Source organism: Halomicrobium katesii DSM 19301 (genome assembly GCF_000379085.1).
Lineage (GTDB): Archaea > Halobacteriota > Halobacteria > Halobacteriales > Haloarculaceae > Halomicrobium > Halomicrobium katesii.
Genome location: NZ_KB905378.1, coordinates 154,544 through 174,261, shown reverse-complemented (window position 1 = coordinate 174,261; position 19,718 = coordinate 154,544). Strand labels below are relative to the sequence as shown.

The window sequence follows — 19,718 nt, the reverse complement described above, 5'->3', positions numbered from 1 at the left end:
TGGACTCGCCGACGCGATTCGACAGCTATCGACGCCGTGGCTGTACCGCGACACTCCCGAGCGAAAATCGTCGTCGCGCTAGCCGAAGTACCGGAGGTCCGACGTGTCCTCGCTCTGCTGGTAGCGCTGTCCGTCGTCCCACTGGCGCAGGCTCGACTCTGTGCGTTCGACGGCGTCCAGGAGGTGCGTCGTGTCGACGCTGTCGCCGGCCCGCAGCGCGCGGTGGGCGGCCTCGTCGGCGACGAGTTCGAGGTCGCTGGCGGCGTACCCGTCCGTGGCGGTCGCCAGTCGATCCCAGTCGACGCCGTCGGCGACGGGGCGATCCGCGAGGTGGACCCGCAGGATCTCGCGGCGGGCGTCGGCGTCGGGCGGCGGCACCTCGATGCGCTCGTCGAAGCGTCCAGAGCGCCGGATCGCACCGTCGACGTCCTCGATCAGGTTGGTCGCGCCGACGACGATCACGTTCTCGTCGGAGATGGCCTCCAGCTCGGTCAACAGCTGATTGACCAGCTGTTGGCCGCTCTGGTTCGTGCTGGAGCCGCGACTCCCCGCGACCGCGTCGATCTCGTCGAGAAAGACCAGGCAGGGCTGGTTCGCTCGCGCGATCTCGAACAGGTCTGCGACGCGCTGGGCTGGCTCGCCCATCCACTTGCTGACCAGCTCTGCCGGCGAGATCTCGACGAAGAAGTGGTCGAGTTCGCCCGCCAGTGCCTCGGTGATGTAGGTCTTCCCACAGCCCGGCGGGCCGTACAGGAGGACGCCGCTGGTCGGTTCGAGACCGTACTGTTCGAACCGATCGGGCTGGCGCAGTGGCTCCAGTACCTTCTCTTCGAGCGTCGTCTGGAGGTCTCCCATCCCGCCCACGTCCTCGAACGACCGAGTCACGTCGCCGCTGACGATCGCGTCGGCCTGAAGGTGGTCGACACTCGACGGCTGGACGACCGTCTCCGTCCCGTCGGTTTCCTCGGCGACGAACTCGTAGCGGCCGATCCACTCGTCGATGCTCGTCTCGGTCCGCTCGGCGGCCGCCCGGAGGTGGTCGGTCCCGACCGGACTGTCGGCTGCCAGCGCCGCGCGGGCCGCTTCGTCGACGACGCGTTCGAGGTCGCTGGCGGCGTAGCCCGCCGTCGCGGAGACGGTCGCGGACAGATCGAGGTCGTCGGTCGTGGGCCGTCCGGCGAGGTGGACCCGGAGCATCTCCCGGCGGGCGTCGGCGTCGGGCGGCGGCAGCTCGATGCGCTCGTCGAAGCGGCCAGAGCGCCGGATCGCGCTGTCGATGTCGTCGACGTGGTTGGTCGCGCCGACGACGACCACGTCCTCGTCGCGGACGCCTTCCAGCTCCGTCAGGAGCTGGTTGACCATCCCCTGCTCGCTCTGGTTCGAGTCGTCGTTGTCCCGCGCGACCGTGACCGCGTCCAGTTCGTCGAGAAAGACCAGGCAGGGCTGGTTCGCCCTGGCGATGGCGAACAGCTCCTGGACCTTCTGTGCGGGTTCGCCCATGTACTTACTGGAGAGATCGGCCGGCGAGACGCGGACGAACGACTGGCCGAGTTCGCCCGCCAGCGCGCCCGTGATGTAGGTCTTCCCACAGCCCGGCGGCCCGTGCAACAGGACGCCGTCGACTGTACTGAGCCCGTATTCCCGGTAGCGCTCGGGGTGTTCGAGGGGCTTCAGCACCTTTCCCTCCAGCGTCTCTTTCAGCGCCGTCATCCCGCCCACGTCCGAGAAGCTCCGGTCGGGACTGGGATCGACGAGTCGCTGGGCGTCGAGCAGTTCCGTCTCCGGCGGATCGACGACCTCGTCGTCCTGCCTGCGAGCCGGCCGGTCGTCCGACTCCTCGCGCCGACGGTCGATCCGGTCTTGCGTGCCCTCGACGGCCACGTCCTCGGCACCCAGCCAGTGGCCGTCCGATTCGAGCACCGACTGGTGGCTCGCCACGAACTGTTCGAGCCAGCCCACGGAGGTGATGGTGTCTCGCGCCCAGCCCTCGTCGGTCGGGCGGACGGCGACGTAGCACAGTTCGGACTGGGCCTCGGCACCGAACTCGGCGATCCAGAAGGGGAGAGACACCCGATCGATCGACTCGACGCCCTCGAAGGAGTCGGCGTCGACATCGTCTGGCAAGCCGTAGATCTCACGGAGATCGCGAAGCGGATCGCCGCCCTCGTAGGCGTCGGCCTGCTCGCGGAAGCGCCGGGCCTTCGTGTGGTTGCCCACCGCGGCCTCCGTGTCGGCCTGTTCGTGCCACCGCTCGATCTGCCGGTCGATCCGTTCGCGCTCGTGTTCGAGCTGGGTCGGCAACACGGACGCTGCTCGCGCTTCGTCGCCGTGGAAGCCGAGCGCGACCGTCGGCACCGACGCGTCGCCGTAGCGCGCCCGCGGATCGATCGTCGTCGTCTCCGTCGCGGCGTGGCGATGCATCGCCAGTCCCGCGTCGTTGTCCTCCCAGAGGCCGTCGAGCAGCGCGTACTCGCGTTCGTGGTCCGGACTCGACCACGGGAACCGCCCCTCGACGGCGTATGTGTACTCGACGCGATAGGCCGGGTACAACACCCTGAGAAGGCCCTGGAGCTGGTCGTGGCCGTCACACCACGTCTGTTCGTTCGACCGGAACCCCGCCGCGACGGACCGGCCGTCGAGAAGGGGCTGGTCGATCTCGATCCGTTCCGGTATCGTCACGCCTCATTCACCCGTCTAACCCGACACATATCACTGTCTGACGAGCGGTCGCAAAAACGCCTTCCGGTCGACTGTGCGACAGGACGCCCTTCAGAGTTCGCCGTCGCGGATCGCCCGCTCGGCCGCGGACAGCGCCTCCGCGGCGTCGAAGGACTCGATCGCCTCGCGCTGGGCCGCCTCGTCGCCGGCCAGCTCTCGGGCGTGCTCGGTCATCGCCGGGACGGCCCGGATGATGTTGTCGACGATCGGCACGGCGGCGGTCTGGGCCGACCGGGACAGGGGGTTGAGATCGACGACGAGTTCGGTCTTGCCCATGTCGGCCAGCGCCTCGGCGCGATCGCCGTCCTCTAGCGGGACCAGCACCACGTCGGCGTCGCCGATACCGTCGGCGTCGACCTTCGCGCGCTCGTGGTCGAGGTCGGGGATCCGGCCGTCGGCGGTGAGTCCGAGCACGTCCTCGGCCCCGTGTTCGCGCAGGTGGTCGGCGATCCGCTCCATCCGCGCCGCCGTCCGGTTGAAGAGGTTCACCTCCAGGTCGGCACCGGTCGCTTCGGCCAGCGTGACCATCTCCCCGGGAACCAGCGCGGCGACGTTGCCGTTGATCGAGAGCACGGCGTGGTCGGCCTGCAGGAGGTGGGCCGCGGCGGCCCGCTCGGCGGCGGCGGCGGTGTCGGTCGTCCGCTCGCCGAGCAGATAGTCGAACGCCTCGCCGCGGCCCTGTGCGATGAGTCCCTGTTTCGAGGTGATGCCCGTCTCGACCCCGTCCTCGATCCGGTGGCGGGTCAGCAGCGACTCGTATCGAGGGTGAGACTCCGGAACGTCGATCTCGCTCATGGGGGCACGTCGCCGTCGAGCGTCGAAAGTCCATCGCTCCATCGTTACACATCTCTTACCATCTCTTTTTAGCCGGTAATCGCTTTACTGAAGTACTACACTGTCATCTATACTATTTCATGATCGTATCTTGATGATAAATCGCAAGCCTTCTTTATAGATGTTGTAAACCCTCGTGTGGAATTCACACATGTCGACAGCACAACTCCGGGACGTTCTGGACGGCGACGGGGGGCGGTTCATCTACCTCTCGGCCGCCCTCGCCGCGCTCAACGGCCTCCTGTTCGGGTTCGACACTGGAATTATCTCCGGAGCGTTCCTCTACATCCAAGACACGTTCACGATGTCCCCGCTCGTCGAGGGGATCGTCGTCAGCGGTGCGATGGCGGGGGCCGCCTTCGGCGCGGCCGTCGGGGGACGACTCGCGGACCGGATCGGTCGCCGCCGGCTCATCTTGCTCGGTGCCGGAGTGTTCTTCGTCGGCTCGCTCACCATGGCCGTCGCCCCGTCGGTGCCGGTCCTCGTCGCCGGACGGCTCATCGACGGCGTCGCGATCGGGTTCGCCTCGATCGTCGGCCCGCTGTACATCTCCGAGATCTCGCCGCCGAAGATCCGCGGTGCGTTGACCTCGCTGAACCAGCTGATGGTCACCGTCGGTATCCTCGTCTCGTACTTCGTCAACTACGCCTTCGCCGACGCGGGGGCGTGGCGGTGGATGCTCGGTGCCGGAATGGTGCCGGCGGTCGTCCTCGCGATCGGGATGGTCAAGATGCCAGAGAGCCCTCGCTGGCTCCTCGAAAACGGCCGCGTGGACGAGGCTCGCGCCGTCCTCGCACGCACCCGCGAGGAGGGCGTCGAGGAGGAGCTGGCGGAGATTCGCTCGACCGTCGAGAAACAGTCCGGCACCGGCCTGCGCGACCTGCTCCAGCCGTGGATGCGCCCCGCGCTGCTCGTCGGCCTCGGGCTGGCCGTCTTCCAGCAGATCACCGGGATCAACGCGGTCATCTACTACGCCCCGACGATCCTGGAGTCGACCGGCTTCGGCAGCGTCACGTCGATCCTCGCGACGGTCGGGATCGGCGTCATCAACGTCGTCATGACGGTCGTCGCCATCGCACTGATCGACCGGGTCGGCCGACGCGTCCTCCTGTTGGTCGGTGTCGGCGGAATGGTCGTCACGCTGGGCGTCCTCGGTGTCGTCTTCTACCTGCCCGGCTTCGGCGGCGCGCTGGGCTGGATCGCGACGGGCAGCCTGATGCTGTTCGTCGCCTTCTTCGCGATCGGGCTCGGCCCGGTCTTCTGGCTGCTCATCTCCGAGATCTACCCGCTGGCGACCCGTGGCAGCGCGATGGGGCTCGTCACCGTCGCCAACTGGGGCGCGAACCTCGCGGTCTCGCTGGCCTTCCCCGTCCTGACCGCCAGCGTCGGACAGCCCTCGACGTTCTGGCTGTTCGGACTCTGTAGCCTGGTCGCGCTCGTGTTCACCTACCGCCTCGTGCCCGAGACGAAGGGGCGGTCCCTGGAAGCGATCGAGGCGGACCTCCGGAACAACGTCTCGTCGACGCCCGCGGCCGCCGTCGGCGACTCCGACGAATAGGCGCGGTCGTACGGCCCCTCGTCGAGCGGTCCCGTATCAGTCAGACGAGTCGAGCACCGTCGCACCGCCGGGCTGGATCTCTGTGACCGCCGCGTCGTAGCCCGCGTCGGTCAGCCCCGAGCCGACGGTAAAGACCGTCTCGCCGAGCATCGCCATCGCGCCGTCGCCGTCGGCCGCTGCCACGTCTTCCAGCACCGACCGCACGTCGTCGGTCAGCAGCCCCGCCTCGCGGGCGAACTGGCGCGAGGCCCGGAGAAACGACTCCGTCGTCGGTTCCTTGACCACGCGCGAGAGCGCTTTCTCGCCGGCACGGGTCAGTTCCGCGGTGTCGCCGTCGAGGACGGTCTCGGTCGAGAGCTCGTCGATGACGTGGTACTCGACGCGGCCGCGTGCCGGGATGGCGTCGATGTAGTTGTCCTGTGGCCCGCCCGGTTCGAGCCGCAGCGGGACGCCGCCGCGAGCCTGCGCGACCACGTCGCCCAGCCCGGTCCCGGCCTGGACCTCCGCGCCGTGGGCGATCGTCACCAGTTCGTTCTCGGAGAGCCCCCGCTCCAGCACGGCGTTGGTCCCCAGCGCCGCCCCCAGCGCGGTCGCCCCCGAGACGCCAAAGCCCGAGCCCAGCGGCAGCGGCGTCTCCGCTCGCACCGCGACGGTCGCTCGCAGCGCGTCCAGCACGCGCTCGACGGCCTCGATCTCGATGTCGACGCCGTCGAGCGTCACCGATCGCTCGTCGCTGCGCTCGACGGTGACGGTCACGCCGTCGGCCAACGCGAGCCCGCCCCCGCGCGATCCCGCCTTCGTCGGATCGTCGGCCGGATCGGTCGTGAAAAAGCCCGTCACGTGACCGGGCACGAACGCCGTCGCCTCGTCTGTCATGCATCGGGAAAACAGGTCGGGGGCCGTAAGCGTTGCCGCTCCGGACTACAATTCGCCCGCAACTTCGACCGCTCTGTCGCTCGATCCCTCCACGACGACCGCGGTCGTCACGCCGTCGTCCTGCCAGACTGCGATGGCGCGGTCCTCTGCCGTGGTCACGTGGACCGTCCGGCCGTCGACCGTTCGCTCGGTGGCGTTCTCGGTCAGTCGATCGAGGCGATCGTCGGCGGTCGTCGAGAGGAGGGTCACGTTCGCCCCGTCGTCGACGTAGCGCTGGCCGACGACGGTCTCGCCCTGGCGGACCGTCACCGTCGCCTCGGTGAAGCTCGCGTCGAGGGTCGGCAGCGACAGGTCCGTCGCCGACTGCGCGGCGTCGAAGCTATCGTAGCGATCGACGGTCGTCAGCGGGACGCGGTCCGTCGGCGGGTCGAAGTTGCTGTCGGCGAGCGGCACGTCGAAAACCGTCGACTCGACGGCCACGACGGTGCGGTTCGTGCCGTCGGTGGCGACCGCCCGGACGACGCGATAGTCGTCCTGGGCGACCCACAGCGTCGTCGATCCCTCGGCCTCTGGGTGCGTGAGCTCGACCTCGTAGGTGCTGGTGCCGTCGACCGTCGGCGTCCCGACGACCGTCGCCGAGGCGTTCGAGGCGTTCAGTGCGGGCGTCCCGTCGGGTGCGAGGCGCTCGCTCGTCTCGCCGTACTCGCCCTCGGCTCCGGTCCACTGCTCGCCGGCCTCGCCTTCCAGCGAGTCGACCGGCCAGGCGGCCGATCGGTTCGTACCGTCGTACCACGCGACGGAGCCGTTCGAGCCCGCCTGCACCGTCTCGCCGTTTCGCTCGACGACCATCCGGGTCCGATTCTCGTCGGCTGCGGCCAGTTCGACGGTGGCCGTCGTCGACGCGCTCTCGTTTTCGACGGTCACGGTGGCCGTGCTCGTGATCGAGTCGGCGCTCTCGTATCGCTGCTCGACCTCGTCGAGCACCTCGTCGCCCGTCGGCTGCTGGAACGTGGCGAACGCGCCAGTGACGGCGGCCGACCCCGCGACGGCGACGGCGGCGACCACGAGGAGGACGAGACCGCGGCGACCGTTCAGTCTGGGACTCATTGCTCGGGGTTAGGGCTGGACTGTAAAGTGTGTTCCTGCTGTCCGATATCCGAGAGGTTCGGACAACGCTGATAGGTCTCCCGGCCCTAGCGAGGACGAATGGCTCAGGCTGACGCGGACGACGTGGTCACGCTGTCCGAGGTGCGCAAGACGTACGATCTGGGCGGCGTCGTGGAGGCGCTCGCCGGCGTCTCCCTCTCGCTGCCTCGTGGCTCTTACACCGCCGTGATGGGGCCGAGCGGCTCGGGCAAGAGTACCCTGTTGAATCTCGTCGGCGGGCTGGACACCGCCACCGAGGGAACGGTCACCGTCGGCGGGCGGGACCTCTCGGCCGCCACGGAGGGCGAGCGGGCTGCCATCCGGGGCAGTCGCGTCGGGTTCGTCTTCCAGACGTTCAATCTGATGCCCCGGCTGACCGCCGTCGAGAACGTCGCCATGCCGCTCGTGTTCGACGGCTGGGGACGCACCGAACGCCGCGAGCGCGCCCGCGACCTGCTTGCCGACGTGGGACTGGGCGAGCGACTGGACCACCGGCCGACCGAGCTCAGCGGCGGCCAGCGCCAGCGGGTCGCGATCGCCCGCGCGCTGGCACCGGACCCGGAGCTGATCCTGGCCGACGAACCGACCGGCAACGTCGACACCGAGACGGGCGAGCGGATCATGAGCCTGCTCGACGACCTCCACGCGGCCGGCAACACGGTCCTGCTGGTGACACACGAGCGCCGCATCGCGGCCCACGCCGAGCGCATCGTCCACGTCAGAGACGGCGCGATCGAACGGATCGAGGAGCTGAGCGACTGATGGACCCGCGCGAGTCGTTCACGATCGCGGCCCGCTCGATCCGCTCGCACAAGCTGCGCTCGACGCTGACGGTGATCGGCGTCGTCATCGGTATCGCCTCGGTCGTCACCTTCGCGACTTTCGGCGCGAGCGTCCAGGCCGAGGTCGTCGGCGGGATCGCCGACTCGGGCGCGAACAACGTCTACGTGCTCGGCCAGCCCGCCGACGAGGAGGGGTTCCAGCAGGCGCTCCAGCCGGTGTTCACCGAGTACGACCTCGACCGGCTCGCCGAGATCGACGGCGTCGAGGCCGTCGTTCCCCGCGGGACGATCCCGATCAACGCGGTGACCCACCGCGGGGACACGGTGGCGCTCCAGCAGGCGACGGCGACGACGCCCGAGGCCGTCACCGACGAGACGCTGGTCGCCGGGCGGAGCTTCGAGCGCGGTGCGAACGAGACGGTGCTCAACCGCGCCGCGGCCGAGGCCACCTTCGAGGAGAACGTCACCGTCGGCGACGAGATCACGGTCGACCGCGCCGACGAGACGTGGACGCTGACGGTCGTCGGCATCGTCAACGGGACCGCCGGTGAGTTGCCGGTGGGCAACTTCGGCCCGCAGCCGGGGCTCTACGTCCCCGCCGATCCCTTCTACGAGAGCGTCGTCGAGAGTCCGAACGCGAACGCTCGGCTGCGCGCGTACCCGCAGGCGACCGTGATCTCCGATCCGGCTTCGACGCTGGCCGTCACCGACGCGGTCGAGACGTACTTACAGGAGCGGTCCGACGCCCGCCAGCTCGCGCCCGACGGCGTCGAACTGGTCGCCCGGACCAGCGGCGACTTCGCCGAGCAGATCAGCGACGTGATCGACCAGATCACGCGCTTCGTCACGGGGATCGCGGTTATCGCGCTGGTGGTGGGCGCGATCGGTATCGCCAATATCATGCTGGTCAGCGTCACCGAGCGCACCCGCGAGATCGGGATCATGAAGGCCGTCGGCGCGCGCAACCGCGACGTGATGGAGCTGTTCTTGCTGGAGGCGACGCTGCTGGGTGCCGGCGGCGCGTTGCTCGGACTCCCGCTTGGGCTCGCGGTCGCCTGGGGCGCGACCCGCTACGCCGAGGTGGGCTTCGCGTTCGCACCCGTCTGGTCGGCGCTGGCCGTGCTGGTCGGCGTGCTGGTCGGCGTCGCCGCGGGGCTGTATCCCGCGTGGCGGGCCGCCCGCGTCGATCCGATCGACGCCCTCCGATACGAGTGATCTCGACCCGCACGTATTTGCTCGCGGGAGCCCTACGCTCCGGCGTTCGATGGTCCAGAGGATCCTGACCGATGCCCTCGGAACCGAGACTGCCGGCCGTCTCGTCGACGGCGCGCTGGTCGCGTGTCTCCTCGCCGCCGTGACGGCCTGCTGGCTCACTGGTCTCCAGCCGGTCGCCGTCGCGGCGCTGGTCGCTGGCAGCGTCGGGCTGGAGCGCGCCGTCGGCAGGCTCACCCGTCGCAGGATCCTCGACACCGCAGCGCAGACGGGACGACCCGCCGACCGACGCCTCCGCGAGCTGGTGACCGACGTGGCCGATCGAGTGGACGTTTCGACGCCTCGCGTCGTCGTCGAGTCGTCGCCCGAGCCCGGCGTCACCGTCCTCCAGGGTGCGGACGGGCCGGTCTTGCTCCTCTCGGAACGGATCGTCGACGACCTCGACCGGGAGGCGCTCCGGGGTGTGATCGGGCACGAACTCGCGCACCTCGACGGCGGCCACATCGACTGGCTCGACAGCCGAGACCCGGTCGCACACGTCGTCGGAGCCGCGGTGTTTTGGGTCGTGGCCGGGCAGCACCTCGGTCCCGCGCTGTCGCTCGTCGGACTCGCCGTCTACGTCGGGACTGGTGTCTTCCGACGTAGCGCACTCCCACAGCTGTACTACCTCGCTGGGAGTCTCGGCGTGGTACTGGTCCCGCTCGCCCTGATCGCGCTGGGACGGCGTCTCGAAGAGCGACAGGCCGACGACCGTGCGGTCGCGATCGTCGGCGCGAACGCGTTCTGCCGGGGGCTCCTGGGCGTCACGACCGCCCGCACCGAGGTTTCGGGAGCGGACGGGACGCTCGCGGCTCCCGCGACCGGCGAGGGGCGCGGGCTGGTCGCACGGGTCACCGCGACACATCCGCCGTTGAGTCGGCGGTTCGCACGGTACGGCGTCGATCTCGACGCGCTTCGGGACGCCTGACACCGCCGGCCGTCACTGCGTCCAGAGGAGTCGTTCCGGGGGCGGGGACGGTATCAGGCCGCTTTCGGGCTCTCGTCGGGACCGCGCTCTGCCGACAGGTCCGGAATCCGCTCCTCGTCTTCGCCGAGCTGGCTCGCGACGACGCCGTAGAGACCGATCGCGGCGACGAAGCCGCCACCGAACATCGTCACCGTCGTGAAACCGGTGACCGGGACGAGCACCACGGGCGAGATCGCGATTCCGAGCCCGCAGAGCAGGCCGATCAGCGCCGGTCGGAGCGTCGGCCGCTTTCCGGACGCGATGCGGTACGCCGTGTAGCCGATCGTCATCGCGGCGAACTGGCCCAGCAACACGTTCGCCAGCGCCTGTGTGTGACTGACCGCGTACACCGCGGGCGTAAACACGGTCGCGATCGCGACGAGCGTCCCGAGCAGCGAGACCGCCTTCGTGATGCGAGACATGGGTATTACAGCTGTAGTTACCGAGCCATCGTATGTAATAGTTCCTCCCGACGCCCCGACGTGCGGTGCGAGCGAGGGGCGTCTCTCCCGAGACCGACGGCAAATACTTTATTAATGGATGTACATACGAAAAGCGGAGGTCTACAGCCTTGGAAATCTCGGAGAAACTACTGTGTCTGTTTAGTGCGGAGATCACTGACGAGGGCGACCGCTACACCGTGGAGGTCCCACAGCGGGAGGTCGACACCGGATCCGTCGATCCGGGTGAGACGTATCGCGTCGCGCTGATCCGGGCCGACGAAGCGAGCGAGGAGAGCGACTCTCCGTCGCCACAGCCGTCCCAGACGCCGTCTTCGGAGCCCCAGCCCCCGGTCGAACCGGGCGAGATCCGCTACGTGGAGATCGAAGACATCGGCAAGCAAGGCGACGGTATCGCCCGCGTCGAACGCGGCTACGTGATCATCGTCCCCGGCGCTGAGATCGGCGAGCGCGTCAAGGTCGAAGTCAGCGAAGTCAAGTCGAACTTCGCCGTCGGCGAGATCATCGACGAGACCGTCTAGCGGGGCGTGCCGTCGGGCCGTTTCGCTCCTTCTGAGTCGTAGACGACCACCTCGCCGTCCGCGCGCTCGACCGGCTCGTAGCTGTCTCTCACTGCGATCGCCTCTTCCAGTTCGCGGATCGCCCGCTCTTTGAGCGTCGCGGCCAGTTCCTCGGCGTCTTCGCGCTCGATGTCGCGGCCGAGCCCTTCACACTCGTGGGCGCGGACGAGTCCCGCCTCGTCGACGGCCTCGCCCATCGGCTGGACGGTGTTGTCGAGCGCCACCGAGAACGGGTACGTCTGGCAGATCAGCGGCCGGTCCTCGTGGACCGTACAGGCCCCGACGCCGTCTTCTTCGGCGTAGAACGTGCAGTCGCCACAGCTGTCGGTCTGGAGCGCCCACTCGAAGGTCTCGCCCTCGACGCCGTCTGCGGTCTCCGAGAGCCCGTAGGGCATCGGTCGAGCGATGTCGCGAAAGTCTCTGCCGTCGTCTCGTAGCTGGCGGATCTCGTCGGGAAAGATCGTCGCCGTGTGAGGTTCGTTCTCCGCGCTCTCGGCGGCGTCTGCCTCGTCGGCGGGGTCGACCGCGGGCTCCGTCGCCGTACAGCACTCTCCGCAGCGAGTACACTCGAAGCCGATCGACTCGATCGCGTCGGCCAGCTCGCCCACGTCGAGCTCTCGCGCCCGTTCGAGGTCCGATGCAAGCGTCACACGCGCCGTTCGGGCCGGTCGGACAAAAGGACCGCGTCACGCCGACGGTGGCCGTGCGCGCTCGCCGTCCCACGCGACTCGCCCCTCGACGGCGAGCTTTTCGAGGTGGGCGGCGACGGTCGCCTCGGCGAGATCTCGCACGTTCTCGACGTCCTTGTCGTAGGCCGCGTCGGTGATCGCCGGCAGCGTCTCGCCGCCCCCGACGACGGCCGCTTCGACCCGGCGTTCGCGATCGAGCCGGTGTGCGAGGAGGCGGCGGCAGGTCTCGCTCGCGTCGTCGACGACGGGGCCGTGACCGGGAAACAGCTGGTCGGGAGCGCGAGCGATCATGCGCTGCAGCGAGCAACAGTAGGCTCGCATCTCTCCCTCCGGTGCCCCGACGGCGACGCTGCCGGTGGCCGCGGCCAGATCGCCACAGACGAGCCCGTCGTCGGTCGCGAAGGCGACGTGTTCGGGCGCGTGGCCCGGCGTCTCGACGACTCGCAACTGGCCGTCGTCGACGGGAATTTCCGTCCCCTCAGAGAACGTTCGGTTCGGTGTGACGCCGGTCGCGGCCTCGAAGGCCGCCTCACGGCCCCGACGCGCCCACACCGTGGCGTCGTGTTCGGCCGCGTAGTCGGCGACGCCGCCGACGTGGTCCGGGTGGTGGTGCGTGACGAGAACGTGAGCAAGCGAGCGCGACGCCAGCGCGTCGTCTACGCGTTCGTGGCGAGCACACGGGTCGATCACGGCCGCGCGGTCGCAGCCGAGGACGTACGCGTTCGTCTGTCCGCTCGGCGCGCGCGTCGCGACGGGGACGCTGATCCGCTCCATACCCACCCCAGGGAGGAGCGACGGATACGGATACGGATTATTGTAGCGATTTACCGGTGATCGTCGCCACGGAGTAGACGATCACCGGTAAGCAACTACGAGGGTGTCATAGAACTGTTCTCACACCGTGATGATCGGCTTCCCGGATTGTCTCCGCGTTCGTAGTTGGTGATTGCGACGACGAGCCGAAGACATCGTCAACGGCGTGTTCGAGGTCAGTGAGAAAACGATCGACCGCGTCTCTCGACGGCGGTCGATCGAACCCACAACTCAGCCAGACAACCGTATTCTGAAGCTCCCGCTCAACTGGACGAATCTCGCAGATGTCGTGGTAGTAGCAAGGAGAAAGCCACGCATCAACTCTTCAGGAAGAAGATAGTTGCAATTCAGATATTTGGAATGTCAACAAACAGTACAACTTCGGAGTGACAATCGAATAGACAGATCTAGTACATGATTTGGTTGGTAAGGTAGTGTTTGGGACTATTGTCGGTGGAGTACTAGGTGCGGCTGCAAGGATCGCTGCTAGTGCTGTCTCATCAGGTGGTGCTGGTTCGCTCCCGCTCGGCCTTATTGGTGAACTATCAGGGAGTGTTGTTGGTGCGGTTGCTTCCATACTGTGGGATAAATATAAGGATTCAAGATGTCTAACCTTCTCTACATTAGATAGGGATTTCTGCAATGATTCCGCCTGTCTCCCTGGATCAGAGCTGATGGGTAGTGGCCGTTATGATGACCGTACAAATCATGCTGCTACCCTAGGATATTACCCTGCTCACATGGATAACTATCCTGAAGTCAGTCAGGCACTGTTTGGAGATCCAATACAAACTGAGCAAGAGATTATCTGGTGGGGAATTAATAACCTCTTATAATTGAATACCAAAGCAACTATATAGTTGTAAAATCTTAAAATTATAATCTACACATCGCCTTTATAGAGTACTATATTAATTATCCATATTATATCCAACAAATTTCAAGCCGAACCCTGTGGCAGATAGCATACACAATGCCGTCACAAAGAAGTTGACTAGATATCCTCCAGAGTCAAAAAAGGAGGATACTAAAATTATAGAAATTAAACCCCCGAGCAGGGCTGAAGCAACTCCTATCGTAATACCTATCGCCAAACCAGGATCCTGTTTGTAATTATTGTTCTGAGACACAACTTTGCTACTGAGTGACAATTATATATGTTTTTTGGTGAGCAAGTCTTTATTCAGATGTGAACTTGAGGGAGGGTATAGTGGAGCAGCGAAAGTCCTCACCCAGGGATACGCTTTTAGAAGACGAGCGAAGCGAGTCTTTCGGTGTCTAGCCATCCTAACAATTGGCTGTTCGTTCAATCAGAGCTGACAAGGTTGTGTTTAGTTAAGCGTGAAACGTGAGGCGGGAGAATTTTTTGCTGGCCTATCAGGATATCATAAAAACAGTTCACAAGGTAGCTGATTTCAGACTGTACAGAATGAATTGCCTGCTCAGTCAGTGTGCATATTGAACATCAACGGAACTATAGGTTGTTCTCGATACTATAATCCAAATGGATACACCATCCTATTGTCAGTTTGGGGCCGCTTTAGCTATTGGCGTTCTCGGGATCGGATTGATATTTAACCCATTTTATTTCTATCCGGGCGGTGGGGGAGAGCCGAAGGTAACGCATAGCATATCCGAGATAGAAAACGAAACCGTAGCACAGCAGGCGCTCGGCCTCTCGGAGAGAGTCTTGGATTGCCCGGGTGATCGTCTCTGTGCGTTAGAGAGTCGGATTCTCGAAGACGGGGCCATAGAATCGCCTGTTTCGGTACGTGATGATGGCCCACGGTGGTACTCCGTTGTCCAAACGGCAAACGGTACCTATCTCCCGGAACAGAACGTCAGAAATGGCACGACTATCCTCACACTTACCGAAGCGAGCGCAATGGAAGCAATTGCACAGCTCGCAATTCCTGCAGATGAACGGCCGACAGCGGTCCGAGAGGCGATCGAAACAGGGTCGATTACTGTCTACGGCGAGCGGATCGCGGCATTCGAACGGTACGAGGTTATCGAACAGGACGGACATTACTATCAGCGCATGGGATACGAGGGAATAGGGGACCACTGGACAGCAGATGGGGGACTCGCTATCGTCAGAGCGCTGCTCTTTCTCCTTGGGATCGGACTCGTCGCTCGTTCTGGCTGGCGCTTTCGAAGCCTGTACTGAGCGTTCAGTCTATCCGCTGCACTGAACGATTCGGGTGGTTAGAAGATCGGCATGCCAGCCGTTCTATGACACCCTGAACTACAAGAAACCGTACGAAATCAGTTGGTGAGGAAGTAGACCTGCTTGCGAGCGTCGTTGAAGCTGTACCGGGAGTCGACCAGATCACACTCTTCGAGTCGGTTCAACGCGTAGCGGACCGTCCGGTCGGGCAACAGCGACGCCTCGGCCAGTTGCCCCTGGGACAGCGGCGCGTCGGTCTCCAGGACCTTCGCGACGAGCTTCGCGCTCGGCGGGAGTTCGCGGAGCTGCTCGCGAAACTCCGTCTGGGTGAACGCCGCAGGCTTCGTCTCCTCCTGAATCGTGCTCATACACGCTACTCCCCCGAGGGTACTCGTAAAACTTGGCTATATGTATGACCATACAATAGGAAGTCTACAGTGTGTATAATGACTCCTTATATTTTTTGACGCGTGCCACGCTGGCCGCCGCCAGAACTGCCCGCTGTCTGTGGCCGATCCGTCCGTCCGATGGTGTACTACAGTGAAACAGCACCGTTTTATCCCCGGGTAGCCATCACCCGATACCGTGAAAGGGCAGGAGTGGTACCAGACCGACGATGTCGCCGAGGAGTACGACTCGAAGCGCTTCTCTCGTGGCGGACAACTCATCGACCGTCGCGAGAAGGAAGCGGTCCTCGACGCCATCGGTCCGGTCGACGACAAGTCCGTGCTCGAAGTAGCCTGTGGAACCGGGCGCTTCACCGCGATGCTTGCCGATCGCGGTGCCGACATCGTCGGCCTGGACATCTCCGGTCCGATGCTCTCACAGGGCCGCGAGAAGGCGAAATCGGCCGGCGTCGACGACCACGTGGAGTTCATGCGTGGCGACGCCGCTCGACTGCCCTTCCCCGACGACCACTTCGACACCGTCGTCGCAATGCGCTTTTTCCACCTGGCGGACACGCCGGCCTCCTTCCTCGCGGAGATGCGCCGGGTCTCCAAGCACCAGGTCTTTTTCGACACGTTCAATCGCTTCTCGCTGCGATCGCTGTACAACTGGGCGCTCCCGATGGGATCGCGCCTCTACTCTCGGTGGGAAGTCGACCGCCTCCTCGACGGTGCGGGACTCGAACTGGCCGGCGAAGCACACGACTTCGTCCTCCCCTACGGCTTCTACCGGAAGATCCCGAACGACCTCGCGTCCGGCTTCCGCTCGATCGACGAGGTCGTCGGCGCGAGTCCCGTCGGCGACAAGGTCGCGTCGGTCTCCTACTGGGACACGCGAGTTTAATTCCGTCCCTTTTCGGACGGATATTCCGAAATACCGGCCGTATTTCGGTGATCTTTAAGACCTTCGAGCGTCGTGGTTGGCCCATGAATCTCTCCGTGGTCGTCCCGACACTCAACGGTCGGGAAGAGCTGTCACGGTGTCTCGACACCCTGACGGCTCACGTCCCCGACGTCGAGACCATCGTGGTCAACGGGCCGTCGGCCGACGGAACCACGGGGATGGTCCGAGCGCGCGACGACGTCGAGGTGCTCGTCGAGATCGCCGACCGGACGATCAACACGGCGCGTAACGCGGGTATCGACCGTGCGACCGGAGACGCCGTTGCGCTGCTCGACCGTTCGTTCTCGGTCGAGGACGGGTGGCTCGACGCGGTGACCGACGCGCTGGCCGACGCCGCCGTCGTCACCGGACCCACACACCGCAAGCTCCCGGCCGGGATGACGACGGAGGCCCCCGAAGAGCGGACGATCGCGGGGCGTGACGTGACCTACTTCAACCCCGGCAATGTCGCGTTCGCCAGCCGCGTGCTGGACGAACTGGACGGCTTCGACGAGTACCTCGACATCGGCGGGAGCCGCGATCTGGCCCACCGACTGGCAGAGAGCGACCACGAGGTGACCTGGGAGAGCGCGATGTGCGTCCGCAGCGAGTTCGAGGCCGACGGCGGGATCCGACAGAAAGACTGGCACGCCAAGTACCGGTCGCTGACCTATCGGCTGGTGAAAAACTACGGCGTCCGCCCGACCGTCGCGCGGCGCGTCGTCGCCCACGCCGGTCGCGACGCCGTCGACTCGCTGCTGGACGTGATCAGCGGGGAGACCGACCCCTCACAGTGGCTCGGGACCGGCCGGCGCGTCCTTCGCGGGACCGCCCTCGGAGGGAAAGACGGCGTCACGGCCCGTCGTCACGACGCCCCGCCGCGGCGCAATCCGAACGGTCGGTCCGCACGCAGAGACCGCGCCGTCGAGGTGTACGACGACCGCGACGACGGCCCGACGGCCTAACCGACATCGGCCGGCGGCTCCCGGCGCTACGGTGCGAGTTCTTCGATGACGCGAACGGGGTTGTTCGAGAAGACTTTCTTCATCGCGTCTTCGGGCACGTCGAGGGTCAGAATCTCCATGACGGCGACGTTCGGGTGGACGTTGGGCGCACCGCTGCCGAAGCAGACTCGATCCGGGTGTTCCATGATCGCTCGCTCCAGGGGGTCTCGGTACCGGACCGCGCTCGTTTCGAGGTAGCACTGGTCGTACGCTTCGAGGAGGTCGATCGACTCGTGCATCAGATCGCGCCGCAGCGGGTGTGCGCCGAAGTGGCCGACGATCACCGGCAGATCGTACTGCAGGAAGTGCTCTTCGACGGCGCTCGGCGGGAACGCCTCGCCGCCGTGCACCAGGATCGGCTTGTCGACGGCGGCGAGTGCTTCGAGGACGGCCTCGTCGGGGAGGCCGTCTCTGGCGGGGTGGAGCTTGAACCCGACGAATCGGTCGTCGTAGGCGTACTGCTCGATGTCTTCGGGCGAGGTGTGGTACTCCTCGCGCGAGGCCGTGATGTTCCTGAGCCGGGAGCCGGCCCCGTCGCCGGGATCGCGAGCGCCGTCGACGCGTGCGAACGCGACCATCGGACGGCCGACGGTCATCCGGGCCACGGCGTTGTTCGCCTTCAGATATCCGCGCTCGCGGTAGTCGGAGTACGCGACGGCACGGACGACACCGGCCTGGTGCATCTCGCGTTCCAGCCGTTCGGGCTCGCCCATCCCCTCCCGCGGACGGCGCGACGCCTCGGGCTCCAATCGCGCGTGTACGTCGACGACCCGGAACCCGTGCTCCAGCTCCAGCATTGCACTAACGTGGCGGGTTCGGGTAGTAAAGCGTTGACGGTCCGGCCGATCGGGCGGCGGCGAGCGTCCCCGGAGGCTCTCTTCTTACCGATGGTTTTATATAGAACCGCTAACGACACATAAGTGAGGTATACAACAATGTCACAGTCCGGCCAGCGACGCATGGGTGGCCAGCCTCTCTTCATTCTCGACGAGGACGCCCAGCGTACGCAAGGAGACGACGCACAGAGTTCGAATATCGCCGCCGGGAAGGCAGTCACCGAGTCCGTACGGACGACACTCGGCCCCCGTGGCATGGACAAGATGCTCGTCTCGGACTCGGGCGATGTCGTCATCACCAACGACGGTGCGACGATTCTCGACGAGATGGACATCGAGCATCCCGCGGCCCAGATGATCGTCGAAGTCGCCGAGACCCAGGAAGAGGAGGTCGGTGACGGCACCACGACGGCCTCCGTCCTGGCCGGTCAGCTCCTGACACAGGCCGAGGACCTGCTCGAAGACGACGTCCACCCGACGACGATCGTCGAAGGCTACCACGAGGCGGCACAGCTCGCCCAGGCAGCCATCGACGCCGAAGTGCTGGACGTCGACATCGACGACGAGACGCTGACCAGCGTCGCCGAGTCCTCCATGACGGGGAAGGGCACCGGCGACGTGGAGGCCGGCGCACTCGCCGAGACCGTCGTCGCCGCCGTCCGACAGGCGACCGACGGCCCCGGCTCGACGCGTGACCAGATCGCGATTCGGAGCCAGGCCGGCGCGTCCTCCTCTGCGACGGAGCTCGTCGAGGGGATCATCATCGAGGAGGAGCCGGTCCACGGCAACATGCCGAGCTCGGTCGCCGACGCGACCATCGCCGTGATCGACGCCGACCTCGAAGTCCAGGAGAGCAACATCGACGCCGAGTACAACGTCTCCAGCGTCGACCAGCTCAACGCCGCCATCGAGGCCGAAGAGGAAGAGCTGTCGAGCTACGCCGAGGCCATCGCAGCGGTCGGCGCAGACGTCGTGTTCGTCTCCGGTGACGTCGACGACCGCGTCGGCGCACAGCTCTCCAAAGAGGGGATCGTCGCCTTCGACGGCGTCGACAGCGACGAACTCCAGGACGTGACCCACACCACCGGCGCGAGCCGCGTCGGCTCCGTCGACACGCTGGAGGCCGACGACCTCGGCGAGGCCAAGGACGTGAGCGTCCAGAAGTACGGCGACGAGGAACTGGCCTTCGTGCAGGGCGGTGCCAGCTCCGAGACGGTGACGATCTTCGCCCGCGGCGGGACCGACCACGTCACGGACGAACTCGAACGCGCGCTCAACGACGCGCTCGACGTGGTCGTCGCCGCACTCGACAAGGGCGGCGTCGTCCCCGGTGCCGGTGCGACCGAGATCGCCATCGCGGACCACATCCGGAGCGAGGCCGCGTCCATCGAGGGCCGCAAGCAACTCGCCGTCGAGTCCTTCGCCGACGCCGTCGACGTGATCCCGCGCACGCTCGCGGAGAACACGGGCATGGACCCGATCGACGCGCTGGTCGACCTGCGCGCCGAACACGAGAGTGAGGGCATCGCGGGCATCATCAGCGAGGGCCAGACCGGCGTCATCGACGACCCGATCGACTACGGCGTCATCGACCCCGCCGCGGTCAAGCGCGAGGCCGTCGAGAGCGCGACCGAGGCCGCGACGATGATCGCCCGGATCGACGACGTCATCTCCTCGGACGCGTAACGACGCCCGTCGACGACCACCTTCGACTTTTTTCGACT

The 19,718-nt window shown here is 66.0% G+C and carries 18 protein-coding genes and 1 pseudogene; 9 read left to right on the top strand and 10 right to left on the bottom strand.

Annotated elements, in window-relative coordinates; translation table 11 throughout:
- Positions 1 to 78 precede the first annotated feature (78 nt).
- Together HALKA_RS18890 and HALKA_RS0100850 are read right to left on the bottom strand one after the other, a co-directional pair.
- Positions 79 to 2,679, bottom strand: a complete 2,601-nt coding sequence (locus tag HALKA_RS18890; RefSeq protein WP_049919908.1) for an AAA family ATPase — start codon at positions 2,677 to 2,679, stop codon at positions 79 to 81.
- 90 nt (positions 2,680 to 2,769) lie between these two features.
- Positions 2,770 to 3,513 carry a 4-phosphopantoate--beta-alanine ligase gene (locus tag HALKA_RS0100850; protein WP_018256217.1) on the bottom strand — a complete coding sequence of 248 codons (744 nt, stop codon included), beginning with the start codon at positions 3,511 to 3,513 and terminating at the stop codon, positions 2,770 to 2,772.
- A gap of 190 nt (positions 3,514 to 3,703) precedes the next feature.
- Here HALKA_RS0100850 and HALKA_RS0100845 point away from each other — a divergent pair, with 190 nt between their 5' ends.
- Positions 3,704 to 5,110, top strand: coding sequence for a sugar porter family MFS transporter (locus HALKA_RS0100845; RefSeq protein ID WP_018256216.1), 1,407 nt, complete (start codon positions 3,704 to 3,706; stop codon positions 5,108 to 5,110).
- A 36-nt stretch (positions 5,111 to 5,146) separates the two neighbouring features.
- Here HALKA_RS0100845 and HALKA_RS0100840 read toward each other — a convergent pair whose 3' ends face one another.
- Positions 5,147 to 5,986, bottom strand: coding sequence for a pantoate kinase (locus HALKA_RS0100840; protein ID WP_018256215.1), 840 nt, complete (start codon positions 5,984 to 5,986; stop codon positions 5,147 to 5,149).
- Between the two features lie 45 nt (positions 5,987 to 6,031).
- Entirely contained in the window at positions 6,032 to 7,093 is a 1,062-nt protein-coding gene (locus tag HALKA_RS0100835) for a LolA family protein (RefSeq protein ID WP_018256214.1), read from the bottom strand.
- Positions 7,094 to 7,192: 99 nt separating this feature from the next.
- On the opposite strand from HALKA_RS0100835, the gene HALKA_RS0100830 reads away from it, so the two are divergent.
- The 3 genes from HALKA_RS0100830 to HALKA_RS0100820 are packed head-to-tail and all read left to right on the top strand — an operon-like array spanning position 7,193 to position 10,093.
- Positions 7,193 to 7,894: an ABC transporter ATP-binding protein gene (locus HALKA_RS0100830; protein WP_018256213.1), complete on the top strand. Its 702-nt coding sequence runs from the start codon at positions 7,193 to 7,195 to the stop codon at positions 7,892 to 7,894.
- Positions 7,894 to 9,129 carry an ABC transporter permease gene (locus HALKA_RS0100825; RefSeq protein WP_018256212.1) on the top strand — a complete coding sequence of 412 codons (1,236 nt, stop codon included), beginning with the start codon at positions 7,894 to 7,896 and terminating at the stop codon, positions 9,127 to 9,129. The genes HALKA_RS0100830 and HALKA_RS0100825 overlap by 1 nt, the downstream gene beginning before the upstream one ends.
- 49 nt (positions 9,130 to 9,178) lie before the next feature.
- On the top strand, positions 9,179 to 10,093 hold the full coding sequence (locus HALKA_RS0100820) for a M48 family metallopeptidase (RefSeq protein WP_018256211.1): 915 nt from the start codon (positions 9,179 to 9,181) through the stop codon (positions 10,091 to 10,093).
- Positions 10,094 to 10,146: 53 nt separating this feature from the next.
- Here HALKA_RS0100820 and HALKA_RS0100815 read toward each other — a convergent pair whose 3' ends face one another.
- The gene (locus HALKA_RS0100815) at positions 10,147 to 10,554 is read right to left on the bottom strand and encodes a hypothetical protein (protein ID WP_018256210.1); all 408 of its coding nucleotides are present in this window, start codon (positions 10,552 to 10,554) and stop codon (positions 10,147 to 10,149) included.
- Between the two features lie 149 nt (positions 10,555 to 10,703).
- On the opposite strand from HALKA_RS0100815, the gene HALKA_RS0100810 reads away from it, so the two are divergent.
- Complete coding sequence (locus tag HALKA_RS0100810) at positions 10,704 to 11,114, top strand: TRAM domain-containing protein (RefSeq protein WP_018256209.1); 411 nt, start codon at positions 10,704 to 10,706, stop codon at positions 11,112 to 11,114.
- Here the strand turns inward: HALKA_RS0100810 and HALKA_RS0100805 are convergent.
- The 3 genes and pseudogenes from HALKA_RS0100805 to HALKA_RS20665 all read right to left on the bottom strand — a co-directional run.
- On the bottom strand, positions 11,111 to 11,803 hold the full coding sequence (locus tag HALKA_RS0100805) for a YkgJ family cysteine cluster protein (RefSeq protein ID WP_018256208.1): 693 nt from the start codon (positions 11,801 to 11,803) through the stop codon (positions 11,111 to 11,113). The two genes, HALKA_RS0100810 and HALKA_RS0100805, sit on opposite strands and share 4 nt — an antisense overlap.
- A gap of 36 nt (positions 11,804 to 11,839) precedes the next feature.
- Positions 11,840 to 12,622 (bottom strand): MBL fold metallo-hydrolase, encoded by a 783-nt coding sequence (locus tag HALKA_RS0100800; protein ID WP_026190101.1) that lies wholly within the window; start codon positions 12,620 to 12,622, stop codon positions 11,840 to 11,842.
- Between the two features lie 181 nt (positions 12,623 to 12,803).
- A pseudogene (locus HALKA_RS20665) lies at positions 12,804 to 12,985 on the bottom strand (hypothetical protein); the annotation flags it as partial.
- Between the two features lie 1,174 nt (positions 12,986 to 14,159).
- On the opposite strand from HALKA_RS20665, the gene HALKA_RS0100795 reads away from it, so the two are divergent.
- A complete protein-coding gene (locus tag HALKA_RS0100795) occupies positions 14,160 to 14,825 on the top strand; it encodes a hypothetical protein (RefSeq protein WP_044956458.1) in 666 nt (221 codons plus the stop codon).
- A gap of 98 nt (positions 14,826 to 14,923) precedes the next feature.
- Here HALKA_RS0100795 and HALKA_RS0100790 read toward each other — a convergent pair whose 3' ends face one another.
- The gene (locus tag HALKA_RS0100790; RefSeq protein WP_018256205.1) at positions 14,924 to 15,193 is read right to left on the bottom strand and encodes a helix-turn-helix domain-containing protein; all 270 of its coding nucleotides are present in this window, start codon (positions 15,191 to 15,193) and stop codon (positions 14,924 to 14,926) included.
- A gap of 217 nt (positions 15,194 to 15,410) precedes the next feature.
- Between HALKA_RS0100790 and HALKA_RS0100785 the strand changes: the two genes are divergently transcribed.
- Both HALKA_RS0100785 and HALKA_RS0100780 read left to right on the top strand, forming a co-directional pair.
- The gene (locus tag HALKA_RS0100785) at positions 15,411 to 16,115 is read left to right on the top strand and encodes a class I SAM-dependent methyltransferase (RefSeq protein ID WP_018256204.1); all 705 of its coding nucleotides are present in this window, start codon (positions 15,411 to 15,413) and stop codon (positions 16,113 to 16,115) included.
- Between the two features lie 83 nt (positions 16,116 to 16,198).
- Positions 16,199 to 17,119, top strand: a complete 921-nt coding sequence (locus HALKA_RS0100780) for a glycosyltransferase family 2 protein (protein WP_018256203.1) — start codon at positions 16,199 to 16,201, stop codon at positions 17,117 to 17,119.
- Between the two features lie 26 nt (positions 17,120 to 17,145).
- Here the strand turns inward: HALKA_RS0100780 and HALKA_RS0100775 are convergent, their stop codons facing one another.
- Positions 17,146 to 17,955, bottom strand: a complete 810-nt coding sequence (locus HALKA_RS0100775) for an amidohydrolase family protein (protein ID WP_018256202.1) — start codon at positions 17,953 to 17,955, stop codon at positions 17,146 to 17,148.
- Between the two features lie 162 nt (positions 17,956 to 18,117).
- On the opposite strand from HALKA_RS0100775, the gene thsA reads away from it, so the two are divergent.
- Positions 18,118 to 19,680: a thermosome subunit alpha gene (thsA, locus tag HALKA_RS0100770; RefSeq protein WP_018256201.1), complete on the top strand. Its 1,563-nt coding sequence runs from the start codon at positions 18,118 to 18,120 to the stop codon at positions 19,678 to 19,680.
- Positions 19,681 to 19,718: the final 38 nt, after the last annotated feature.

Coding starts and splice junctions, on each gene's coding strand:
- HALKA_RS0100790 (WP_018256205.1), bottom strand. CDS start 15,193: ATGAGCACGATTCAGGAGGAGACGAAGCCTGCGGCGTTCACCCAGACG.
- HALKA_RS0100845 (WP_018256216.1), top strand. CDS start 3,704: ATGTCGACAGCACAACTCCGGGACGTTCTGGACGGCGACGGGGGGCGG.
- HALKA_RS0100825 (WP_018256212.1), top strand. CDS start 7,894: ATGGACCCGCGCGAGTCGTTCACGATCGCGGCCCGCTCGATCCGCTCG.
- HALKA_RS0100820 (WP_018256211.1), top strand. CDS start 9,179: ATGGTCCAGAGGATCCTGACCGATGCCCTCGGAACCGAGACTGCCGGC.
- HALKA_RS0100850 (WP_018256217.1), bottom strand. CDS start 3,513: ATGAGCGAGATCGACGTTCCGGAGTCTCACCCTCGATACGAGTCGCTG.
- HALKA_RS0100815 (WP_018256210.1), bottom strand. CDS start 10,554: ATGTCTCGCATCACGAAGGCGGTCTCGCTGCTCGGGACGCTCGTCGCG.
- HALKA_RS0100775 (WP_018256202.1), bottom strand. CDS start 17,955: ATGCTGGAGCTGGAGCACGGGTTCCGGGTCGTCGACGTACACGCGCGA.
- HALKA_RS0100795 (WP_044956458.1), top strand. CDS start 14,160: ATGGATACACCATCCTATTGTCAGTTTGGGGCCGCTTTAGCTATTGGC.
- thsA (WP_018256201.1), top strand. CDS start 18,118: ATGGGTGGCCAGCCTCTCTTCATTCTCGACGAGGACGCCCAGCGTACG.
- HALKA_RS0100830 (WP_018256213.1), top strand. CDS start 7,193: ATGGCTCAGGCTGACGCGGACGACGTGGTCACGCTGTCCGAGGTGCGC.
- HALKA_RS0100840 (WP_018256215.1), bottom strand. CDS start 5,986: ATGACAGACGAGGCGACGGCGTTCGTGCCCGGTCACGTGACGGGCTTT.
- HALKA_RS0100780 (WP_018256203.1), top strand. CDS start 16,199: ATGAATCTCTCCGTGGTCGTCCCGACACTCAACGGTCGGGAAGAGCTG.
- HALKA_RS0100835 (WP_018256214.1), bottom strand. CDS start 7,093: ATGAGTCCCAGACTGAACGGTCGCCGCGGTCTCGTCCTCCTCGTGGTC.